At 62.9% G+C, this 21,229-nt stretch carries 16 protein-coding genes; 6 read left to right on the top strand and 10 right to left on the bottom strand.

Annotated elements, in window-relative coordinates:
* Positions 1–36: 36 nt before the first annotated feature.
* The 5 genes from ACSZOQ_RS17195 to ACSZOQ_RS17175 all read right to left on the bottom strand — a co-directional run bounded on the left by ACSZOQ_RS17195 (position 37) and on the right by ACSZOQ_RS17175 (position 4,445).
* Positions 37–1,041, bottom strand: a complete 1,005-nt coding sequence (locus tag ACSZOQ_RS17195; protein ID WP_439923623.1) for an Hsp33 family molecular chaperone — start codon at positions 1,039–1,041, stop codon at positions 37–39.
* A 143-nt stretch (positions 1,042–1,184) separates the two neighbouring features.
* Positions 1,185–1,694, bottom strand: coding sequence for an OsmC family protein (locus ACSZOQ_RS17190; RefSeq protein ID WP_439923622.1), 510 nt, complete (start codon positions 1,692–1,694; stop codon positions 1,185–1,187).
* A gap of 55 nt (positions 1,695–1,749) precedes the next feature.
* Positions 1,750–2,535, bottom strand: a complete 786-nt coding sequence (locus tag ACSZOQ_RS17185; protein WP_439923621.1) for an ABC transporter ATP-binding protein — start codon at positions 2,533–2,535, stop codon at positions 1,750–1,752.
* Positions 2,535–3,374 (bottom strand): ABC transporter permease, encoded by an 840-nt coding sequence (locus tag ACSZOQ_RS17180; protein ID WP_439926117.1) that lies wholly within the window; start codon positions 3,372–3,374, stop codon positions 2,535–2,537. The genes ACSZOQ_RS17185 and ACSZOQ_RS17180 overlap by 1 nt, the downstream gene beginning before the upstream one ends.
* A 96-nt stretch (positions 3,375–3,470) precedes the next feature.
* Positions 3,471–4,445 carry an aliphatic sulfonate ABC transporter substrate-binding protein gene (locus tag ACSZOQ_RS17175; RefSeq protein ID WP_439923620.1) on the bottom strand — a complete coding sequence of 325 codons (975 nt, stop codon included), beginning with the start codon at positions 4,443–4,445 and terminating at the stop codon, positions 3,471–3,473.
* A gap of 228 nt (positions 4,446–4,673) precedes the next feature.
* Here ACSZOQ_RS17175 and ACSZOQ_RS17170 point away from each other — a divergent pair, with 228 nt between their 5' ends.
* The 3 genes from ACSZOQ_RS17170 to ACSZOQ_RS17160 all read left to right on the top strand — a co-directional run bounded on the left by ACSZOQ_RS17170 (position 4,674) and on the right by ACSZOQ_RS17160 (position 11,163).
* A complete protein-coding gene (locus ACSZOQ_RS17170) occupies positions 4,674–7,469 on the top strand; it encodes a [protein-PII] uridylyltransferase (protein ID WP_439923619.1) in 2,796 nt (931 codons plus the stop codon).
* Positions 7,470–7,613: 144 nt separating this feature from the next.
* On the top strand, positions 7,614–8,825 hold the full coding sequence (locus ACSZOQ_RS17165; RefSeq protein WP_439923618.1) for an ABC transporter substrate-binding protein: 1,212 nt from the start codon (positions 7,614–7,616) through the stop codon (positions 8,823–8,825).
* 124 nt (positions 8,826–8,949) lie between these two features.
* On the top strand, positions 8,950–11,163 hold the full coding sequence (locus tag ACSZOQ_RS17160) for a transglycosylase domain-containing protein (RefSeq protein WP_439923617.1): 2,214 nt from the start codon (positions 8,950–8,952) through the stop codon (positions 11,161–11,163).
* 110 nt (positions 11,164–11,273) lie between these two features.
* Here the strand turns inward: ACSZOQ_RS17160 and ACSZOQ_RS17155 are convergent, their stop codons facing one another.
* Both ACSZOQ_RS17155 and ACSZOQ_RS17150 read right to left on the bottom strand, forming a co-directional pair.
* Positions 11,274–12,110: a M48 family metallopeptidase gene (locus ACSZOQ_RS17155; RefSeq protein ID WP_439923616.1), complete on the bottom strand. Its 837-nt coding sequence runs from the start codon at positions 12,108–12,110 to the stop codon at positions 11,274–11,276.
* 368 nt (positions 12,111–12,478) lie between these two features.
* On the bottom strand, positions 12,479–13,813 hold the full coding sequence (locus ACSZOQ_RS17150) for a polyhydroxyalkanoate depolymerase (RefSeq protein WP_439923615.1): 1,335 nt from the start codon (positions 13,811–13,813) through the stop codon (positions 12,479–12,481).
* Positions 13,814–14,351: 538 nt separating this feature from the next.
* Here ACSZOQ_RS17150 and ACSZOQ_RS17145 point away from each other — a divergent pair.
* Together ACSZOQ_RS17145 and ACSZOQ_RS17140 are read left to right on the top strand one after the other, a co-directional pair.
* Entirely contained in the window at positions 14,352–15,692 is a 1,341-nt protein-coding gene (locus ACSZOQ_RS17145; protein WP_439923614.1) for an ActS/PrrB/RegB family redox-sensitive histidine kinase, read from the top strand.
* 93 nt (positions 15,693–15,785) lie between these two features.
* A complete protein-coding gene (locus ACSZOQ_RS17140) occupies positions 15,786–16,340 on the top strand; it encodes an ActR/PrrA/RegA family redox response regulator transcription factor (RefSeq protein WP_439923613.1) in 555 nt (184 codons plus the stop codon).
* A gap of 93 nt (positions 16,341–16,433) precedes the next feature.
* On the opposite strand, the gene ACSZOQ_RS17135 is transcribed toward ACSZOQ_RS17140, so the two are convergent.
* Positions 16,434–16,925, bottom strand: a complete 492-nt coding sequence (locus ACSZOQ_RS17135; protein ID WP_439923612.1) for an MmcB family DNA repair protein — start codon at positions 16,923–16,925, stop codon at positions 16,434–16,436.
* Between the two features lie 124 nt (positions 16,926–17,049).
* Here ACSZOQ_RS17135 and ACSZOQ_RS17130 point away from each other — a divergent pair, with 124 nt between their 5' ends.
* Positions 17,050–17,727 (top strand): MBL fold metallo-hydrolase, encoded by a 678-nt coding sequence (locus tag ACSZOQ_RS17130; protein WP_439923611.1) that lies wholly within the window; start codon positions 17,050–17,052, stop codon positions 17,725–17,727.
* A gap of 66 nt (positions 17,728–17,793) precedes the next feature.
* Here the strand turns inward: ACSZOQ_RS17130 and ACSZOQ_RS17125 are convergent, their stop codons facing one another.
* Together ACSZOQ_RS17125 and ACSZOQ_RS17120 are read right to left on the bottom strand one after the other, a co-directional pair.
* On the bottom strand, positions 17,794–18,210 hold the full coding sequence (locus ACSZOQ_RS17125) for a DUF1236 domain-containing protein (protein WP_439923610.1): 417 nt from the start codon (positions 18,208–18,210) through the stop codon (positions 17,794–17,796).
* Between the two features lie 176 nt (positions 18,211–18,386).
* Entirely contained in the window at positions 18,387–21,209 is a 2,823-nt protein-coding gene (locus ACSZOQ_RS17120; protein WP_439923609.1) for a PAS domain-containing protein, read from the bottom strand.
* Positions 21,210–21,229: the final 20 nt, after the last annotated feature.

Genomic DNA, 21,229 nt, shown 5'->3' with positions numbered 1-21,229 from the left:
CTTCACGCGAATCGGCCCGCTTCGCTCGAAAACGCTCTATTCCACGCCCGCTTCCTGTGGCGTGAATTCGTACACCGAACTGCAGAACTCGCAGGTTACAGCGACCTTGCCGTCCTTCACCATCTCGGAGCGGTCTTGCGGCGCGAAGCTTTTCAGCATCGCTTCCACCGCGTCGCGCGAGCACGAACATTGCGCGTGCAGCGCCTGTGGTGGAAACACCCTCACGCCACGCTCATGGAACAGCCGGTACAGCAGACGTTCGCCGGACAAATCGGGGTCGATCAGTTCGATGTCCTCGACGGTAGCGATCAGTGACTGGCCCTCGACCCAGGCATCGTCCTCCGCTACCGTATGCAGGGCATTGCCGTCCGGCGCGTCGCCGGGATCGAGATCGGCCTGACGCGCACGCTCGGGTGCCTTGGGCAGGAATTGCAGCAGCATGCCGCCGCCGCGCCAGCCGCGCTTCGGACCATTGCCGTCCCTGCGCCACTCCTCGCCGACCGCGAGGCGGACCCGCGTCGGAATCTGTTCCGAGCGCAGGAAATATTCATGCGCCGCATCTTCGAGGCTACCGCCCTCCAGCGCCACCAGGCCCTGATAGCGGCTCATGTCCGGACCCTGATCGATGGTCATGGCTAGATGGCCGCGACCGAGCAGCGCGCCCGAATCCGGCGCATCTCCGAGCCGAGCCTTGTCAAAACGCGCATAGGCCCGCAGCTGGGCCGGTGCGCGAAAGTCGACAATCAGGAACGACACCGGTCCGTCGGTCTGGGTCTGCAGGATAAAGCGGCCCTCGAACTTGAGCGAGGAGCCGAGCAGCGTTGTCAGTACTATCGCCTCGCCGAGCAGCTTGGCAACCGGCGCGGGATAGTCATGCCGGACCAGCAGTTGGTCGAGCGCCGGCCCGAGCCTAGTCAGCCGTCCGCGCAGATCGAGCTCACTCACCTCGAACGGAATCACGGCGTCGTCAACCGGAACAGCCGACGGCGCACGCACGGGAGTTTCAAGCGAAATGGCGGGGTCGGACATTGACGAGGTCATGCCGCTTTATCTGGGGTCGGCGAGCCGGGATCGAAACCCCCTTGAAAGCCGGATTTCGGTATGCCTTTGCCGGCGTCCTGCGAGGACGTTCCAGAGCCATTCCGGCTTTGTTTTGACGCGTTTTCCTGACGCGAACGACCTCTTCACATCCTTTTCATCTCGACAGACACTTTCGGCCCGTTCTTGATGGTCTGATAGACCACGCAATAGCGTTCGGTCAGCTTGAGGAGGAGATCGAGCTTGTCCTGCGGCGCATCAGTGTCGACATCGAACCGCAGGCGGATCGATTCGAAGCCGACCGGCGTTTCCTTGTCGACCCCGAGCGTACCGCGAAAATCGAGATCGCCCTCGGCGGCGACGTAGCCGGATTTCAGCGGAACCTCGATCGCGGTCGCTACCGACTTCAGCGTGACCCCGGCGCAGGCGACAAGCGCCTCGAGCAGCATGTCGCCGGAGCATAATTCGAGACCGGACCCGCCAGTAGCCGGATGAAGCCCTGCGACCGCAAGCGCGCGCCCGGTGTCGACCTTGCAGGCGATGCCTTCGTTCTCGATCGAGCCTTTGGCCTTCAGCGTGATCAGCGCCGACTTCGGGTCGCTCTTGTAACGCTCCTTGATCGGGGCCTGCGTGGCGCGAAGCTCGGCGGCATCCATCAACGTCTCCTTTTTCTTGAAATTGTCGGGCAAATGTAATCGCGGCGCGGCGGTTTCACCACCACAAGGCATCGCCGGTCTCGGCTGCCGCCGCCGGATCGGGGGCGGCTTGGTCGAGCGAGCGATCGAGCGCCGTCAGGATGCGTCGCTTGGTGGTCTCGAACAGCGGTGAATTGCGGTCGCGCGGCCGTGCCAGGCTGATGTCGGCGCCCTCGAACAGCCGCCCCGGCCGCGGCCGCATCACCAGCACCCGGTCCGCCAGCACCACGGCCTCGTCGACGTCGTGGGTCACGAGCACCAATGTCGGGCGCGTCTCCGACCACAGATCGAGCAGGTGGTCCTGCAGATCGCGCCGCGTGAAAGCGTCGAGCGCGGAGAACGGCTCGTCAAGCAAGAGCACTTCGGGCCGGACCACCAGCGCCCTCGCGATCGCAACGCGCTGTGCCTGTCCGCCCGACAATTCGCGTGGCCACGCCTTCGCCTTGTCGGACAGGCCAACCTTGCCAAGCGCAGCAGCGACGCGTTCCCGCTGCTCGGTCGCGGCCACGTCCGACAAACCGAAGCCGATATTGTCGGCGACGCTCAACCATGGCAGCAGCCGCGGCTCCTGGAAGATGATGCCGACTTTTGGGTGCGGCGCGGTGAGGACTTCGCCATCGAGCGTGATGGTGCCGTAGCTGGCGCGGTCGAGGCCCGCGATAGCGCGCAGCAGCGTGGATTTTCCGCAGCCGGAGCCGCCGATCACGGCAACGATCTCGCCGAGCCTGATCTCGATCGAAAACCGCTCCAGCGCGTTGACGCCGTTGGGGTAGGTCTTTCCGACACGGTCGAGCACCAGCATCAGAACACTCCGCGGCCGGGAGCGAACGCATCCTGCCAGCGCAGGAACGGCGTCGCAGCAACTTCGATCAGCCAGTCGGTGGTCTTGCCGAGGATCGCGAAGATCACGATGGCAGCCAGAATCTGCGCCGGCTTGCCGAGTTGCTGCCCATCGATCAGCAGATAGCCGAGTCCTTCGGACGCGCCCATGAATTCCGCCGCCACCACGAACATCCAGCCGAGCCCGAGCCCGACGCGCAATGACACCACGTAGGCCGGAAGCACCGCAGGCAGCAAAATGCGCCAGATCATCGCCGGTCCGCTCAGACGAAACGTGCGGCCGACCTCGACGATCTTGCGGTCGACCGAAAGGATTGCGCCCATCACCCCGAGATAGATCGGGAAAAACACGCCGACCGCGATCAGCGCCACCTTGGACAACTCAAAGATGCCGAGCCACAGGATGAACAGCGGCACCCAGGCGATCGAGGGAATGGCGCGGAGCGCCTGAATGGTCGGATCGAGCAGCCGCCGCGCCAACCCCCAATAGCCTGAGATTGCGCCGAGCACGGTGCCGGCCGCGACGCCAAGGGCAAATCCGGCGCCGACGCGCTCGAGCGTGGTCGCCATGTGGCGGAATAGTTCGCCGCTGCGAGCGAGTTCGGCGATCGTTGAAATAATCGTCGATGGCGGCGGCACCAGCCGACCGTTGGACCAGCCAGCGGCTACCATCCATTCCCACACGACTGCAGCGGTGAGCGGCAGCAGCAGGCCGAGCGCCGGACGCGTCCAGCGCCGCCACCGCGCCGCAGACTGCGGCGCGAGCGTTTGCGTGCTCTCGACGGGGGTATCCAGCGTCATCGCCATTGCCAAACCCTGTCCGGCCCTCGATTGCAAGACCGAAAAAAGGCGAGGGCCGGCGCACTGGCCCTCGCCTGTTCGGGACGAGCCGACCGATCAGTTGGTAGGCAGCGGGATCTGATCGTCGATCAGGTTGTCGAGCGCGGCCTTCACATCGACCTTGGCATCGAGCACGCCGGCCTGCTGAAGCGCCAGGCCGGCCGCGAGAATGGTGTCGTGCTGGGTCTTGCCGATCTTGCCGTTCGAGATGTCAGTGCGCTCACGCAACTGCTTCTCGACCACGTCCTTGGGCAGCTTGGTGGCGGCGATGAAACTTGCTTCCAGCTCTTCGGGATGGGCGACCGCATATCTCCGCGCGGTCTCATAGACGGCGAGCACGCGCTGCGTGATCTCGGGATATTTTTTCAGAAACTCTTCCCGCACATTGAGGATACCGTAGCTGTTGGCATCGGCATCGCGGTAAAACAGCCGCGCGCCGTCCTGCAATTCCGCCTGCGCCATCATGGGATCGAGGCCGGCCCAGGCTTCGACGTCACCGCGGATCAGCGCGGTCTTGCCGTCCGGATGCTGCAGCAGCACCGGCACGATGTCTTTTTCGGTCATGCCGAACTTCTGAAGGGCGCGCACGAGGAAGATGTGCGGATCGGTGCCGCGTGTGACCGCGACGCGCTTGCCCTTGAGATCGGTCACCGTCTTGATCGGCGAATCCTTGCTGGTGACGAGCGCCGTCCATTCCGGCTTCGAATAGACGTAGATCGATTTGATCGGATTGCCATTGATCTTCGCCACCAGCGCTGCGGCACCGGCGGAGGAGCCGAAGTCGATCGAGCCGGCGTTCAGGAACTCGAGTGCCTTGTTGGAACCGAGCGTCTGCACCCAGCGCACGGTAATCCCGTCCTTGGCGAATTCCTTTTCGACCAGGCCCTTGTCCTTCATCAGCATCGACACGGGGTTATAGGTTGCCCAGTCGATATGAATTTCTTTCGGCGCGTCAGCGGCGAACGCCGCCGCCGGCAAAAGTGCGGCTGCAGCGAGGGCGGCGAGCACGGCGCGGCGTGCGGGCTTGAACATGGTAATCTCTCCTGGGAGGTTGATGGTATGTGAGGTGTTGGGCCGGGCTGAAAAAAGCTTTCTTATGTCAAATAGTTATAAACCTCAGTCAACGAGAAAATAGATATTTTGGAGGCTCCGGCCGGAGTACATCGTTGCTCAAAGCCGGTGGCGCGAAGCATGGATCCACCGTGTGCGGCCGACAATCGCCGGTGACAGCCCGCGTGGCGTCCTTTATCCGGATAGGCGATGGACCTCGCAACGACAAATGACGCGGCCGGAGCCGCCGACGACTTCGATACCGCCAGGATCACCGGCGACATCGATGCGCTGGCCGAGAAGCACGCCGGGCACGAGGACGTCTTCCGCTCCGCGGTGTCCAGGTTGTTGAAAGCCGAGCTCGCCAAGGTGCGCGATGCAGCGCAGGCGACGCTCCTGCGCGACCGCCACGGGCGGCGCTGCGCCGAACGGCTTTGCTTCGTTCAGGACGAAATCATCCGCCTGTCCTTTTCGGCCGCGACCCGTCATCTCTATCATTCCCCGATCCCATCCGATGGCGAGCGCATGGCCGTGGTGGCGACCGGCGGCTATGGCCGCGGTCTCATGGCGCCGGAGTCTGATATCGATCTGCTGTTCATTCTGCCGTACAAGCAGACCGCGTGGGGCGAACAGGTCGCCGAGGCTATATTGTATTGCCTGTGGGACATGGGGCTGAACGTCGGCCACGCGACGCGCTCGGTCAACGAATCGATCCGGCAGGCACGCCGCGATATGACCGTTCGCACCGGGATTCTGGAAACCCGGTTCCTCACCGGCGATCGGGCGCTTTACGACGAACTCGTCACCCGCTTCGACACGGATGTGGTGCAGGGAACGGCGGCGGAATTCGTCACCGCCAAACTTGCCGAGCGCGAGGAGCGCCATCGCCGCGCCGGCCAGTCACGCTATCTCGTCGAACCCAACGTCAAGGACGGCAAGGGGGGATTGCGCGACCTGCACACGCTGTTCTGGATCGCAAAATATGTCTACCGGGTGCATGAAAGCCACGAGCTGCTGGAGTGTGGGGTGTTCGATGTCCGCGAGTACCGGACCTTCCGTCGCTGCGCCGATTTCCTGTGGTCGGTACGCTGCAACCTGCACTTCGCCACCGGGAGAGCCGAGGAACGACTATCGTTCGACTTGCAGCGCGAGATCGCTGTGCGGCTTGGATATACGTCTCATCCCGGCATGCAGGACGTCGAGCGCTTCATGAAGCACTACTTCCTCACCGCCAAGGATGTCGGTGACCTCACCGCGATTCTTTGCGCGAAGCTCGAAGACCAGCAGGCCAAGCCGGCGCCGGTTCTCAGCCGCATGATGTCGAGACGACGGCTCGGCGCGGAACTGCGGCGGGTACCTGATAGCGATGACTTCATTATCGACAACAATCGCATCAATCTTGCAGCGCCCGACGTATTCAAGCGTGATCCCGTCAATCTGATCCGCATGTTTCGCCTCGCGCAGAAGAACAACCTGGCCTTCCATCCGGACGCCATGCGGGCCGTGACGCGGTCGCGGCGCCTGATCAACGCGCAGCTTCGCGAAAACCCGGAAGCCAACCGGCTGTTCATGGAAATCCTGACGTCGAACGATGCGGAGACCGTGCTGCGCCGGATGAACGAGACCGGCGTGCTCGGTCATTTCATCCGCGCGTTCGGCAAGATCGTCTCGATGATGCAATTCAATATGTACCACCACTACACGGTGGACGAGCATCTGATCCGCTGCATCGGCATCCTTCAGGACATCGAGCGCGGCGGCAACGACGAAGTCGCCCTGGCGAGCGAGCTGATGCGCAAGATCCGCCCCGAACACCGGCCCGTCATCTACATCACGACCCTGCTTCACGACATCGCAAAGGGCCGGCCGGAGGATCATTCGATCGCGGGCGCCAGGGTCGCGCGCCGGCTGTGCCCGCGCCTGGGTTTCAACGCGGCTGATACCGAACTGGTCGCATGGCTGATCGAACAGCATCTGACGATGTCTAAAGTGGCCCAGTCGCGCGATCTCTCCGACCGCAAGACCATCGAAAATTTCGCGGCTGTGATGCAGTCGGTTGAGCAGATGAAGCTCTTGACGATCCTGACCACCGCCGACATCCGCGGCGTCGGTCCCGGCGTCTGGAACGGCTGGAAGGCGCAACTGCTGCGCACTCTTTATTATGAGACCGAACCGGTGCTGACGGGCGGCTTCTCCGAGGTCAATCGCGTCGAGCGTATCGCGGCGGCCCAGGCCGAGTTCCGCGCCGCCTTCACCGAGTGGTCCGAACAGGAACTCAACGCCTACCTTGCGCGGCATTATCCGGCCTACTGGCTCAAAGTCGATCTCGCGCACAAGATCAGGCACGCGCATTTCCTGCGCGCCAGCGAGCGGAGCGGTCAGAAGCTCAACATCAATGTCGGCTTCGACGAGGTGCGCGGCGTTACCGAGCTGACGATCCTCACCGCAGACCATCCCTGGCTGCTGTCGATCATCGCCGGCGCGTGCGCATCGGCCGGCGCCAACATCGTCGATGCGCAGATCTATACGACCACCGACGGGCAGGCGCTCGATACCATCGCGATTTCCCGCGAATACGACCGCGACGAGGACGAGGGCCGGCGCGCCGCCCGTATTGGCGAAATCATCGAGCAAGTGCTCGAGGGCCGGCTGCGCTTGCCCGACGTGGTGGCGCGCCGTGCCGCCGGAAAGACCAAGCTGCGGCCGTTCGTGGTCGAACCCGAGGTCATCGTCAACAACCAGTGGTCGGATCGCCATACCGTGATCGAGGTTTCGGGACTGGACCGCCCCGGCCTGCTGTTTCAGCTCACCGCGGCAATCTCGAAGCTCAACCTCAATATCGCGTCCGCCCACGTGGCGACATTCGGCGAGCGTGCGCGCGATGTGTTCTACGTCACCGATCTGCTCGGCGCCCGGATCACCGCCCCGACGCGGCAGGCCGCGATCAAGCGGGCGCTGGTCCATCTGCTCGCCAACGGCAGTCCGACGGAGCATCCCGTCGCCTGAGGCCTCCGACTTGCAGGACTGCCTTGCAATACCCCTGACCTTCATTCAGGCTGGAACCCGAGGCAGCCTGCGCGATTCGACCGGACCATGGGCACGATCATGCATCTGGTGAGTACGATGATAAGCAAGATAGTGGAAAGCCGCATGCTCCGTTGGGCTGCCGCGTCGGCATTGGCCATCGCGTTGTTGGTCTCGTCGGCCTCCGCCCAGAAAAAATACGGCCCTGGCGTCGCCGACACTGAGATCAAAGTCGGCCAGACGCTCCCGTTCAGCGGTCCCATCTCGGCTTATGCCACCATCGGCAAGGTGCAGGCTGCCTACGTCAAGATGGTCAACGACGAGGGCGGCGTTAACGGACGCAAGATCAACCTGATCCAGTATGACGACGCCTACAGCCCGCCGAAGACCGTCGAGCAGGTTCGCAGACTGGTCGAGAGCGACGAGGTGCTGCTGACTTTCCAGCTTATCGGAACGCCGCCCAATGCCGCCGTCCAGAAGTATCTGAACGCGAGGAAGGTGCCGCAGCTCTTTGCCGCCACCGGAGCCTCGCGCTTCAACGATCCGAAGACGTATCCCTGGACCATCGGCTTCAACCCCAGTTACTTTGTTGAAGGACGGATTTACGGCCGGTACATCCTGAAGAACCATCCGGATGCCAAGATCGGCGTGCTCTACCAGAACGACGACGTCGGCAAGGACTACCTCAGAGGCCTGAAATCCGGCCTCGGTGCCGAAGCCTCGAAGATGATCGTCGCCGAAGCGGCCTATGAGGTGTCCGATCCGACCGTCGATTCGCAGATCCTCAAGCTTCGCGCCGCAGGCGCCACGCTGCTGTTCAGCGCTGCGACCCCGAAGCAGGCGGCGCAGGCGATCAGGAAAACCTTCGAGATCGGTTGGAAGCCGGTGCATATCCTCGATATCAACGCGACCTCGGTTGGCGCGGTCATGCAGCCGGCGGGCTTGGAGGCCTCAAAGGGCATCATCAGCACCAACTACGGCAAGGACCCGCTCGATCCGCAGTGGAATGACGATCCGGGCATGAAGAAATATTTGGCCTTCATGGCCAAGTACTATCCGGAGGGTGACCCGCACTCGAACTTCAATTCGTATGGTTACACCACTGCGCAACTGCTGGTGCAGGTACTGAAGCAGTGCGGCGACGATCTCACGCGCGCGAACGTCATGAAGCAGGCCACCAACCTGAAGGACGTCAGCCTCGACCTGTTGCTGCCGGGTATCAGGATCAACACGACGCCAGACGACTACCGCGTCAACAAGCAGATGCAGATGATGCATTTCAACGGCGAGCGCTGGGAACTGTTCGGGCCGGTCATCGCCGACGACCCGAGCGGTTAGCGCATAACGCGAACGCACCCGCCGCGGCCGTCCCCGCGTCCTAATCTTACGTTAACTTTCGGGTAACCGGCTCTTAAACCGGGAACGCTAGCGTGCCGCGGGACCGGCGTGAGCGTTGTTGCGTATGGTGTGGGGACGAAAAAAGCGCGGCGGGCGCAAGGAGCCGGTATTTAGCGGATTTGCCGCTTCGCTTGCGGAGTTGCGCCTCAATCCGCTCGATCGCATCACGGTTGCCGACGACAAGCCGGCCAGACGTGCCGCACCGCGCAAGGCCGCTGGTCCGGGGAGTGACGGTTCGCGCGAGCGCAAGCCGTCGCCCGATCGGAATCGCAAAGGGCGGGCGAAGAAGCGGACGAGCGTCCGCCTGTCCCGGCTGTTCTACTGGGGCGCCGTGCTCGCTTTGTGGGGGGCCATCGCCATCATCGGCGTGGTGGTCTATGTCGGCGCGCATCTGCCGCCGATCCAGTCGCTCGAAATTCCAAAACGCCCGCCGACCATCCAGATCGTCGGCGCGGACGGTAGCGTGCTGGCGACGCGCGGAGAAATGGCCGGAAGCAACGTCTCGCTCAAGGATCTGCCACCCTATCTGCCGAAGGCCTTCATCGCGATCGAGGACCGCCGGTTCTATTCGCATTACGGCGTCGATCCGATCGGCATCCTGCGCGCGGCCGTGACCAACGTCCTGCATCGGGGGGTGTCGCAAGGCGGCTCGACGCTGACCCAGCAATTGGCCAAGAACCTGTTCCTGACCCAGGAGCGGACGCTTGAACGAAAACTCCAGGAGGTCGAGCTCGCGATCTGGCTGGAGCGCAAGCATTCCAAGGCGCAGATTCTCGAACTTTATCTCAACCGGGTCTACTTCGGCTCCGGCGCCTATGGCGTCGAAGCGGCCGCTCAGAAGTATTTCGGGAAGCCCGCGAAGAACGTCACGCTTGCCGAAGCCGCCATGCTGGCCGGTCTCGTCAAGTCGCCGTCGCGGCTGGCGCCGGACCGCAATCCGGAAGGCGCCGAGGCCCGCGCAAAACTCGTGCTCGCGGCGATGGCCGACGCCCACTTCATCACCGAGCAGCAGGCGCACGCCGCCACTACCCGTCCCTCCTATGCCGTGAAGCCGACCGGCGCCGGCACCATCAACTATGTCGCGGACTGGGTCGGCGAAGTGCTCGACGATCTGGTTGGCCAGGTCGATCAGAGCATCGTCGTCGAAACGACCATCGATCCTAAACTGCAGAGCGTGGCGGAAGCCGCCGTGATCGACGAACTGGCGGCGAAAAGCGTCAAGTTCAATGTCAGCCAGGGCGCGCTGGTGGCGATGACGCCCGACGGCGCGGTCCGCGCCATGGTCGGCGGTCGCAACTACGCCGACAGCCAGTTCAACCGCGCGGTGACGGCGAAGCGCCAGCCCGGTTCCGCGTTCAAGCCGTTTGTCTATCTCACCGCGATCGAGGCCGGACTCACGCCGGAGACGATCCGGCAGGACGCTCCGCTCGACGTCAAGGGCTGGCGGCCGGAGAACTACAGTCACGAATACTTCGGCGCTGTGACGCTGACCCAGGCGCTCGCGATGTCGCTGAACACCGTCGCGGTCCGGCTCGGACTGGAGGTCGGCGCCGCGAACGTAGTCCGCACCGCGCACCGGCTCGGCATCACCTCAAAGCTCGAGCCGAACGCCTCGATCGCGCTCGGCACCTCCGAGGTGTCACCGCTGGAACTGGTCAGCGCCTACGCGCCGTTCGCCAACGGCGGATATGCCGCTAACCCCCATATCGTCGATCGCATCCGCACCGTCGAGGGTAACAAGCTTCTCTACGCGCGCGTGCAGGACGCATCCGGCCGGGTGATCGATCCGCGCGGCGTCGCCATGATGAACACCATGATGGAGCAAACGATCATCAGCGGGACCGCGCGCAAGGCCGATATTCCCGGGTGGACCGCTGCCGGCAAGACCGGGACCAGTCAGGATTTTCGCGATGCGTGGTTTGTCGGTTACACGGCGAAGCTCGTCACCGGGGTGTGGCTCGGCAACGATGACAACAGGCCGACCCGCAAAGCCACCGGCGGCGGCCTGCCGGTAGAGATCTGGACGCGCTTCATGCGCGCGGCGCATCAGGGCGTGCGGCCCGAACCGATCCCCGGCACCCAGCGAGGCGGCCTCCTGCCGGATATTGCGCAACTCGGCGGGCAGGTCGTCGCGCCAGCTCCCGTCACTGCTTCGGCTCCCACCGCCGCTTCGGCGCCCGTCAGCGGCCGACCTCAGCCGGTCCGGTCCGACGCCCGGCCGGAAGCCGCAAGCGGACTGGACGGCTGGCTCGTGGACCGGCTGTTCGGCGGGCGATAGGGGTTATCTTCTTCATTTGAAGGAAACGTGTCATCGGAGCACTGCGCGCGCTCTCCCCCGCAAGCGGGAGAGGTTAAGAATCGGTCGTCGCGATTCCGTCAGTTCCGCGATCAGTCCTGAATGCCGTAGCGATGGAGATCGTTGCCTTCGGCGTCGAGCCACCGCTTGGCCCGCTCGACATGATTGCAGATACGGGCCACCACCTTCCAGAATCGCGGCGAATGATTCATTTCAACGAGGTGGGCAACCTCATGGGCGGCGAGGTAGTCCAGCACGAACGGTGGCGCCAGAATGAGTCGCCATGAAAACGACAGCGATCCCGACGATGTGCATGATCCCCAGCGACTCGATTGGTCGCGGATCGAAAGACGCTTGACCTTGACGCCGAGCGTATCGGCGTAGCGTTGCGCGGCCTTTTGCAGGTCGCGCCGTGCTTCCCGCTTCAGGAAATCGTGTACACGACGCTCGAGATAGTCGAGCTCGCCGGCGACACAGAGAATGCGCTCGCCACTGTCGCGTGTTTCGGCCCACACCGTGCCGCGCTCGCCGGTGCGATGCACGATACGGTGGGCGACGCCGCGCAGCGGAATGACTGCGCCGTGGTGGAACGGCGCCGCCTTCGGCAGGCGCCCGAGGCGCGCCGCGATCCAGCCGCCGTGGCGTTGCGCAAAGTCCTTGGCCTCCACGAGTGTTCCCCGCGGCGGCATCGTCAGGATCGCCTCGCGGTCGCTCGGATGGATTCGCAAAGTGTAGCGGCGGGCGCGGCGATGCCGGCGTAAGCGCACCGAATAGATTTGCGAACCGTGCTTGATCAGAAGCCGGGACGGTTCGGCGGGGCGTCGATAAAGGAGTGCGCGGGCCATTTCAGTAAATCCGGAGGCGGGGGTACCGTCCGGATTCTGCCATATCCGCCGCCAGTCGAATCGCTCGGCGCAAAAACAAATCATTTGCCCAATATACAGGGGGATCAGCCGTGGCTCCCCCTACAGGATGGGTGTCGGAACAAAATATTTACGGTTCATTTGACCGGATGCAGCCTCACAAGTCATGAGACCAGATTCATCCCTTCAAAGGAGGGCTAACGGGCTGATCGCCCGAGGAATTTGAACGGGTTTGGCGCTTTGACCTAGCTGCCGGATCGGCACACCCCCAAGTTTACGATTTTGCAAATGCTAGAATCAAAGGCCGCTAGCAACCTTACATTCTAGTGGAGTTTTTAGATTTGACATTTGGCTCGTGGACACGCGCGAGTTGGTACCAAATGTCAAATCCACTTCCACAGCTAGCGCCTCGATGCGAACAGCCGGCTCGCGATTCATTCTGCGGCTGCCGAGCGCGATGCCCGCGCCGGATGCATGGCGTTCGACTGCATGAAGTCGTTGATGCGCGGCATGATCTCCGACTTGAACCGCGAACCGTTGAACACGCCGTAGTGGCCGACGCCCTTCTGGACGTAGTGCGCCCGCCGGCTGTCGGGGATCGATGTGCACAGCGCGTGGGTTGCCTCAGTCTGGCCGAGACCGGAAATGTCGTCGTTTTCGCCTTCCACCGTCATCAGAGCGACGCGTGTGATCTTCGAGGGATCGACAGGCCGGCCGCGGTGGGTCATCTCGCCCTTCGGCAGCGCGTGCTTGACGAACACAAGATCGACCGTCTGCAGATAGTATTCAGCGGTCAGATCCATCACGGCGAGATATTCGTCGTAGAAATCGCGGTGCTTGTCGACCAGGTCACCGTCGCCCTTGACGAGATTCTTGAACAGACTCTTGTGCGCGTCCATGTGACGATCGAAGTTCATGCTGATGAAGCCGTTGAGCTGCAGGAAGCCCGGATAGACATCACGCATCACGCCAGGATGCGGGAACGGCACTCTGGTGATGACATTGTTGCGGAACCAGTCAGTGCCCTTCTCGGCGGCGAAGTTGTTGACGGTGGTCGGGTTCTTGCGCGTATCGATTGGTCCGCCCATCAGTGTCATGGACAGGGGGACACAGGGATCGCCATCGGCCTCCATCACCGAGACGGCGGCCAGCACCGGCACCGACGGTTGGCAGACCGCGATGACATGGACGTTTCCGCCCAGCACATGCAGCATCTCGATCAGGTAATCGACATAGTCCTCGAGATCGAAGCGCCCTTCCGACACGGGCACCATTCGGGCGTCGGTCCAGTCGGTGATATAGACGTCATGCGTCGGCATGAATGCCTCGACGGTTCCGCGCAGCAAGGTCGCGTAGTGGCCCGACATCGGCGCGACCAGCAGCACGCGCGGCTGCGGCTTCCGCAGCGGACGCATGTGCTTGCGATCGAAGTAGATCAGGCGGCAGAACGGTTTTTCCCAGACCGAGCGGATCTCGATCGGCGTTCGCACGCCGTTGACCTCGGTCTCGTGCAGACCCCATTCCGGTTTTCCGTAACGGCGGGTGGTGCGCTCGAACAGTTCGCAGCCCGCGGCGACGGTTTTGCCGAACTCGGTATTCGACCACGGATTAAGCGGATTCTGGAACAGTATCCTTGTTGCATCGGTGACGGCGCGCGCCGGATTGAGCGACGCCTGCGCCATCTCGTACATCCAGTACATCGGCGTCGTCATCGTCGGACTGATTTCCGCCGGCATATCCGGTGGCCGTCCAAATTCACCGATAGGCATTCTGCTCGATCCCCTTTTGCGCCGCAACATAGTGGCCGCTGCGAGGTACAGCGTCAATCCAGTCCCAGCCTATATATAGTGGGTTAATGCTTTCCGCGAACCCGGATGTGGAGGAAATATCTCGCTACACTATGGTTCGCGGTACGAACTGTGCTGCTTCGCTCAAGCAAAGCGGAACGTCCCGCACGAGACCGCGAACGCTACCCGCGTTCACCCCGGCGCATAGCAATGTCCCGCGCGGAAGATCGGAGCGATCCGCAAGCGTCCCATATCCTCAAACGACATCAGCCCGATGGCGGCCTCCGAGTCTCTTGTCACGGCCGGCGCATAAGCGCGGCGACCGGGAGTAACACATAGCCGGGCGGCAGCAGCACGAACGTCAAGTTGAGACCGCCGCGTCACTTGGCGCAGTTTGTGGTCAGTCCTCCGCGCGGCTAGAGTCTAGTCCAGCCAGACTCCAGCCTATCTTTTTAATTGAGCATGATTTTGTCCGAAAACCGGTTCCCACTTTTCGGGATCATGCTCTAAGTTTTGGAAAATGACCGACGTCGCCGCCTCCGATTTCCAGCATCCTCGCCGCTACGTCCGGCTGGATACCATTTTGCGTTTGCGCTGGCTCGCGGCGCTGGGGCAGCTCGCGGCGATCTTCGTCGTCGCGCATGGACTGGAATTCGACCTGCCGATCATTCCCTGCGTGACGATCGTTGGGCTGTCGTCGCTGCTCAATCTCGCTTTGCAGGTGATCTTCGATCCGATGCAGCGGCTCGAGCCGCGCCATGCGGCGGCGCTGCTTGCGCTGAACATTACGGAACTGGCCGCTCTGCTGTTTTTCACCGGTGGTTTGCAGAATCCGTTCTCGTATCTGTTTCTTGCGCCCGTGCTGATCTCCGCCACCGCATTGCCGACACGGCTGACCATGGTACTCGGTGCGTTCGCGGTCGCCTGCGCGACGGTCCTGGGCTTCACGCATTTGCCGCTGCCTTGGGATCCCTATGACCCGCTGATCCTGCCGCCGATCTATCTCGCCGGAGTCTGGTTCTCGATCGTGCTCGCGATCGGCGTCACCAGCCTCTACACGTTCCAGGTGACCGAGCAGGCGCGCAAGTTGTCCGACGCACTGGCGGCGACTGAACTGGTGCTGACCCGCGAACAGCATCTGACCCAGATCGACGGCCTCGCCGCCGCCGCCGCTCATGAACTCGGAACGCCGCTGTCGACCATCTTCCTGATTTCGCGCGAGCTGGAAAAAGCCCTGCAGGAGAATGCCACGCAGGATCCCCAGCGGCTCGCCGGTGATCTCGGCATCGTGCGCGAGCAGGCGCAGCGCTGCCGCGACATTCTCGCCAAGATCGCGCAACTGTCGTCGTCCGGCGCGCCGTTCGACCGCATGCCGCTGTCGACCCTGATCGAGGAAACCGTTGCGCCACATCGCGACTTCGGCATCGACATCAAGACCCGGATTGCGGCCGCCGGCGACCATGAGCCGGTCGGCATGCGCAACCCCGCGATCCTTTACGGCGTCGGCAACATTCTGGAGAACGCCGTCGACTTCGCGCGCAGCGTCGTCGAGGTGAATGCGTGGTGGGACAGCGATACCGTCGGGATCGTGATTTCGGACGACGGCCCGGGCATCGTCCCCGACATTCTCAAGCGGATTGGTGAACCTTACCTGTCGCGCCGCCGCAACGTCGGCGATGCACAAGGCGACCGCAGCGGTCTCGGTCTCGGTATCTTTATCGCCCGTACCTTGCTGGAGCGAACGGGCGCGAGAGTGTCCTTCAGCAATCGGACTTTTCCGGAGCATGGCGCGGTGGTTCAGATCGTGTGGCCGCGCGTTCGCTTCGAAACTTCGAAAACCATCGCGGAGACAACGGCTTAGCCAGCAACGGCTGCGACCGTAAGCCTCAATCGCTTGCGGCGCGGCTTTCAGCGCCCATATGATTCGAAAGGCAACCCAGCGCGAGGTACTATCGTGAACGCTACCCCCGACGTTTTCCCGCAAGCCGACCGCTCGCTGCTGATCGTCGAGGATGACAAGCCGTTCCTGGAACGGCTGTCGCGCGCGATGGAAACGCGCGGCTTCAATGTGACATCATGCGACAGCGTCTCCGATGGCCTTGCCCATATCGGAAAATCAGCGCCGGCCTTTGCCGTTGTCGATTTGCGTTTGGGCGATGGCAACGGTCTTGACGTGGTGTCGGCCCTGAAGCGCGAGCGGCCCGATGCTCGCGCGATCGTGCTGACCGGCTACGGCAATATCGCGACCGCTGTGACCGCGGTGAAGATGGGTGCCGTCGATTACCTGTCCAAGCCCGCCGACGCTGACGATGTGGTCGCGGCGCTGCTCGCCAGCAGCACAGAGAAGTCCGAACTGCCGCAGAATCCGATGTCGGCGGATCGCGTGCGATGGGAACACATCCAGCGCATCTACGAAATGTGTAACCGCAACGTGTCGGAAACGGCCCGGCGGCTCAATATGCATCGCCGCACGCTGCAACGTATTCTGGCGAAACGCGCGCCGCGTTGACCCGCGCTTATCGCGAGCGAGAAAAGCCCCTTCATCGAAGGGGCTTTTGATTCCTGGAAAGTGCGAGCTTCGCAAAAGCATTCTTATCGCGGCTTAGAACTCCCCCTCGGCATGGCCTTGTGGATCGGCGAGGCGATTGAGTCGCTGCGCCGCCGCCATTGCGAAACGGAGCATCATCGCCTTGCGCGTCGGTGCCGGCAAGCGATGCTCCGGTGCCTCGCAATGCAGATGGGCGCCATAGGCGTCCGCGACGATCAGGCCGGTATCGCCGGGGAAAATCTCGCAAGGAAGATCGCGCGTGAAGGCGAAGAACAGGCGGTCGCAATGCGCCCGGTAATCCTGCCACTTCTGATCGGCACGCAGATCCTCGACCGATGACTTGATCTCGATGATCCAGATCTCGCCGCGCGGGTTCAGCGCCACCAGATCGGCGCGCCGGCCTGACGGCAGCGGCAATTCGCTGACGCAGCAAAATCCCAGCGATCGCAAAAGCCTCCCCGTTCCACGCGCAATCGCCAGCGCGGTCTCCGACTGGCGGCGATCCGGCAGAGGCACGATGGCGATGTGGGCGGCGTTCGATTCCATGTCACAAGAGCATAGCAAAAACGAGGACGTGGGCCACGTCGGTGTTTTTTACCTCCCACGAGCTGGAACCGGCCATGCAGTTCAAATCGCTTGGCGCCACGGCAAAAATCGGCATTGTGCGCGCATGACCCAAAGCCAACCCGACGACCAGACTAAAGCGAAAGCAGGCCTCACCATCATCCCGGTGACGCCGTTTCGGCAGAATTGCACGCTGTTGTGGTGCGAAGCTACCAAGGACGCCGTGGTCATCGATCCCGGCGGCGATGTTCCGCTCATCAGGACTGCAATCGAAAAAGCCGGTGTGACCGTCAGACAGATCTGGCTCACGCATGGTCACATCGATCATGTCGGCGGCGCCGCCGAATTGCGCGACGCGTTGAAGGTCCCGATCGAGGGACCGCATATCGCCGACCAGTTCCTGCTCGATCATGTGGTCGAGAGCGGTCGCAGCTACGGCATGACCGGAATGCGCAACTTTGTGCCGGATCGCTGGCTCGAGGAGGGCGACCAGGTCAGGTTCGGCGAACTCGCATTCGACGTCCTTCATTGTCCGGGCCATTCACCGGGCAGCGTAGTCTTTTTCAACAGGGAGATGGGCTTCGCGCATGTCGGCGACGTTCTCTTCAACGGCTCCATTGGCCGCACCGATCTGCCCGGCGGCAATCACGCCACACTGATTAAATCCATCACCGACAAGCTGCTGCCGCTCGGCGACGACGTCGCTTTCATCTGTGGACATGGCCCGGGATCGAGCATTGGCCACGAGCGCAAAAGCAACCCGTTCCTGACCGGCGGGATGTGACGCCGTGCGCCAAACAGAAAAGAGGCCGCCTGCGAAGGCAGCCTCTTCCTGCATTATACGGCAGCGTTACTCGATGACGTCGACGATCCGGTGGGTCCTGGGATCAACCAGAACGGTCCGATCGTTCACCACAGTGTATCGGTACTGAGCCGCGCCGTATTCGGCCGGCACCTCATAATAGGTCACGCCGGCTTCCGGCAGAACTGCACCGACGCGAACGTCCTCACGATAGTGGTAGGACGGACGGTGCTGCTCAACCACATAATGGTGGAAGCGCGGACGCTGATCGACGCCGAGTACGCCGGCTACGCCGCCAACAACTCCGCCGATCGTGCCGCCGACGACGGCACCAACCGGTCCAGCGGCCCGTTCACCCTCGCGGGCACCCCGCTCGATGCCGCCTGGCACGCCCTGTGCGATGGCAGACACTGGAAGCACCAATGCGACCGCAATTGCGGCAGTTCCAATAACGCGACGGATCATGAAGTTTCCTCCGATCATGAATGTGCGGAGGAGAAGTCCCGGCAAGAGTATTCGTTCCGCCGGTTTTCGCCTGCAAAATGCGGCTTCCTATGGAACAATATCGCGTCGGCTGTATCGTTGTCCTTCGCGTTTCGCGGGGATGACGCCAATGATGACATCAATTGTGTTGGTATGCTTCAGCCGGAGATGATGTCCCGCACGCGCTGCGACAGATGGCCGAGATCGAACGGCTTGGTGATCATGTCCATGCCGGGTTGAAGGAAGCCCTCGGCGTTCGCGGCGTTTTCGGCATAGCCGGTCATGAAGAGGACTTTCAGATCAGGTCGCAGCTCCCGCGCCTGATCCGCGAGCTGGCGGCCGTTCATGCCGGGCAGCCCTATGTCGGTCAGCAGAAGATCGATGGGCTTGTCGAGTTGCAGAATCCGCAAACCCGCGGCTCCATCGGCCGCTTCGCGCGTCAGATAACCCTGATCGTGCAGCATCTCGATGATGACGCCACGCACGACCGGTTCATCCTCGACGACCAGCACGGTTTCGCCGTTCGCCGCGACCCTGTCCCTGGTGGGCAAAGCGTGATCGGCCTCGGGGACGCCATCATGGCGCGGCAGACAAAGCCTGATCGACGTGCCGCGTCCTGGCATGGTGTCGAGGGTGATGTGGCCGTTCGATTGCCGTGCGAATCCGTAGATCATCGACAGGCCGAGTCCGGTCCCCTGGCCGATCGGTTTTGTGGTGAAGAAAGGATCGAAGGCCCGCGCCGCTACCTCGGCGGTCATGCCCGTTCCTGTGTCGGCGACGGTGATGCAGATATAGTCGCCCGGCTGCAGTGCGGAGGAGCTGGCATCGGCGGCGCCGACGGTCGTGTTTGTCGTGGCGATCGCGAGCTTGCCGCCCCCGGGCATAGCGTCCCGCGCGTTGATGGCGAGATTGAGCAGCGCGCTTTCGAGCTGATTGGGATCGCACAACGTCTGCCACAGCCGTTCGGATGGCGCGATCTCCAGGTTGATGGCCTCGCCGATGGTCCTGCGCAGCAAGTCTTCCAGCGAGAGGATGAGTTGATTGGCATCGACGGGCTTCGGCACCAAAGGCTGCCTGCGGGCGAATGCCAGCAGCCGGTGCGTCAGCGCCGCGGCGCGATTGGCCGAGGCCATCGCGGCCTCGATGTAGCGTCCGGCGCGATCGGTCCGCCCCTGATTGAGGCGCGTCTGCATCAGATCCAGCGAGCCCACGATCCCGGTGAGCAGGTTGTTGAAGTCGTGGGCGATGCCGCCGGTCAATTGGCCCACTGCTTCCATTTTCTGCGATTGACGCAGCGCCTCCTCGGCGGCCCTCAACCGCTCGGACGCGGCCTTCTCGGCGGTGACGTCGCGCGCCACGGCGTAGATCAGGTTCTGATCCGGGACCGCGGTCCAGGACAGCCACCGGTATGAGCCGTCCTGGTGACGGAGCCGGTTTTCGAACCGCACCGTGGCCTTACCACGCGCAAGGCGGCGGATCTCAACCCGGGTCTTGACGATATCTTCGGGGTGCTCGATCCATTCGGCGGTGCGCTCCAGCAGTTGGGCCTCGCTCCAGCCGAGCGTCCTCGTCCAGGCAGGATTGACGGAGTGCCAGATGCCGTCGTGGTCCGTGACCAGCAGCAAGTCTTGCGACACGTCCCAGATCCGGTCGCGCTCGCGGGTTTTCTCCTCGACGCGCTCGGCGAGCGTCGCATTCAGTTCGGCGAGCTTGCCGGCGATCCGCTTCTGATCGTGGACGTCGGTGTTGGTACCGATCCAGCGGGTGATGCGACCGTCTTCGTCGCGCGCCGGTACCGCGCGTGCCAGAAACCAGCGATAACTGCCGTCGGCGCTGCGCAGCCGGTATTCGATCTCAAAGGGTTGGCCGCTTGTAACCGCGCGGGTCCACGCTGCGACCGAGGCAGTTGCATCGTCTGGGTGGACCACTTTGCTCCAGATTTTGACGCCGAGTTCGCCCGGCTTCGCGCCGACATAGTCGTAGACGCGCGGATTGAACCAGTTGAAAGAGCCGTCGGATGTTGCGGTCCAGACGTGATGCGGCAGGGCCTCCGCAAGCGTGCGGAATTCCTCCTCGCGCTGACGGATCGCGCGCTCCGCCTCGACCTGGTCGGTGATATCGATGTGTGCGCCGAACAGCCGGACGGCTTTGCCGTCGGCATCGCGATCGATCACCGATCGCGCGGAAATCCAGCGTGTCTCGCCGTCGCTCGGCCGGATGATGCGGTAGCGCACCGCATACTCGCGATCACCTCCTCGCACCGCCTCGATGAATTGCCCTTCGGCGACCACGCGATCATCGGGATGAACGCGGTGGAGCCAGTCCTCGCGACTTTCGTAGACGGCTTCCGGCGGAAGGCCGTGTATCTTGAGATACTCTGGGGATTTTCGACTGCGATGACCGGTGCTCAGATCGACCTCGAGGCCGCCGATCCGGCCGATCGCCTGCACGCGTGCGAGTTCGGTCTCTCGTTCCTGCAAGGCGATCTTGGCAAGATGTTCACGCGTGACGTCGCGGCACACCACCAGCACCCCGCCGACACCGTGATCCTCGTCGATCGGGCTGAAACCGTAGGTCCAATAGACCTGCTCCAGCCTGCCGTGACGTGTGACCGGAACGAGCTGATCCTCATGCCAGGTCGCACCGCGCCCCGTCATGACGTGTTCGATCTGAGGGCCGATGATGTCCCAGATTTCGGCCCAGCAGTCCCGGCCTTTCCGCCCGAGCGCACTGGGATGCCGCTCCGGCCCCAAGGTCTGGCGGTAGGCGTCATTATAGAACTGGATCAGGTCCGGCCCCCACCAGATGAACATCGGGTGGTTGGTGTTGAGCACAATGCGGACCGCCGTGCGCAGGCTCTGGGGCCAGGTATCGGGAGCGCCAACCGATGTGCCGGCCCAATCGAACCGGCGCGTCAAATCGCCCATTTCCCCGCCGCCGGCGAGGAAGGCCCCGGTACTCACACTTTGCTTCTCCAGCATTGAACGGACAGGGTCGTTGG

This window comes from Nitrobacter sp. JJSN (assembly GCF_051912485.1).
Lineage (GTDB): Bacteria > Pseudomonadota > Alphaproteobacteria > Rhizobiales > Xanthobacteraceae > Nitrobacter.
Note: the sequence above shows the minus strand (reverse complement) of the source record. Positions and strands in the feature narration are given on the sequence as shown.

What these genes read in the sequence shown, in the direction of transcription:
- ACSZOQ_RS17160 (WP_439923617.1), top strand. Translation starts at nt 8,950, where the DNA reads ATGGTGTGGGGACGAAAAAAGCGCGGCGGGCGCAAGGAGCCGGTATTT.
- ACSZOQ_RS17145 (WP_439923614.1), top strand. Translation starts at nt 14,352, where the DNA reads ATGACCGACGTCGCCGCCTCCGATTTCCAGCATCCTCGCCGCTACGTC.
- ACSZOQ_RS17135 (WP_439923612.1), bottom strand. Translation starts at nt 16,925, where the DNA reads ATGGAATCGAACGCCGCCCACATCGCCATCGTGCCTCTGCCGGATCGC.
- ACSZOQ_RS17180 (WP_439926117.1), bottom strand. Translation starts at nt 3,374, where the DNA reads ATGACGCTGGATACCCCCGTCGAGAGCACGCAAACGCTCGCGCCGCAG.
- ACSZOQ_RS17175 (WP_439923620.1), bottom strand. Translation starts at nt 4,445, where the DNA reads ATGTTCAAGCCCGCACGCCGCGCCGTGCTCGCCGCCCTCGCTGCAGCC.
- ACSZOQ_RS17130 (WP_439923611.1), top strand. Translation starts at nt 17,050, where the DNA reads ATGACCCAAAGCCAACCCGACGACCAGACTAAAGCGAAAGCAGGCCTC.
- ACSZOQ_RS17155 (WP_439923616.1), bottom strand. Translation starts at nt 12,110, where the DNA reads ATGATTTGTTTTTGCGCCGAGCGATTCGACTGGCGGCGGATATGGCAG.
- ACSZOQ_RS17185 (WP_439923621.1), bottom strand. Translation starts at nt 2,535, where the DNA reads ATGCTGGTGCTCGACCGTGTCGGAAAGACCTACCCCAACGGCGTCAAC.
- ACSZOQ_RS17165 (WP_439923618.1), top strand. Translation starts at nt 7,614, where the DNA reads ATGCTCCGTTGGGCTGCCGCGTCGGCATTGGCCATCGCGTTGTTGGTC.
- ACSZOQ_RS17170 (WP_439923619.1), top strand. Translation starts at nt 4,674, where the DNA reads ATGGACCTCGCAACGACAAATGACGCGGCCGGAGCCGCCGACGACTTC.
- ACSZOQ_RS17190 (WP_439923622.1), bottom strand. Translation starts at nt 1,694, where the DNA reads ATGGATGCCGCCGAGCTTCGCGCCACGCAGGCCCCGATCAAGGAGCGT.
- ACSZOQ_RS17125 (WP_439923610.1), bottom strand. Translation starts at nt 18,210, where the DNA reads ATGATCCGTCGCGTTATTGGAACTGCCGCAATTGCGGTCGCATTGGTG.
- ACSZOQ_RS17150 (WP_439923615.1), bottom strand. Translation starts at nt 13,813, where the DNA reads ATGCCTATCGGTGAATTTGGACGGCCACCGGATATGCCGGCGGAAATC.
- ACSZOQ_RS17195 (WP_439923623.1), bottom strand. Translation starts at nt 1,041, where the DNA reads ATGACCTCGTCAATGTCCGACCCCGCCATTTCGCTTGAAACTCCCGTG.
- ACSZOQ_RS17120 (WP_439923609.1), bottom strand. Translation starts at nt 21,209, where the DNA reads ATGCTGGAGAAGCAAAGTGTGAGTACCGGGGCCTTCCTCGCCGGCGGC.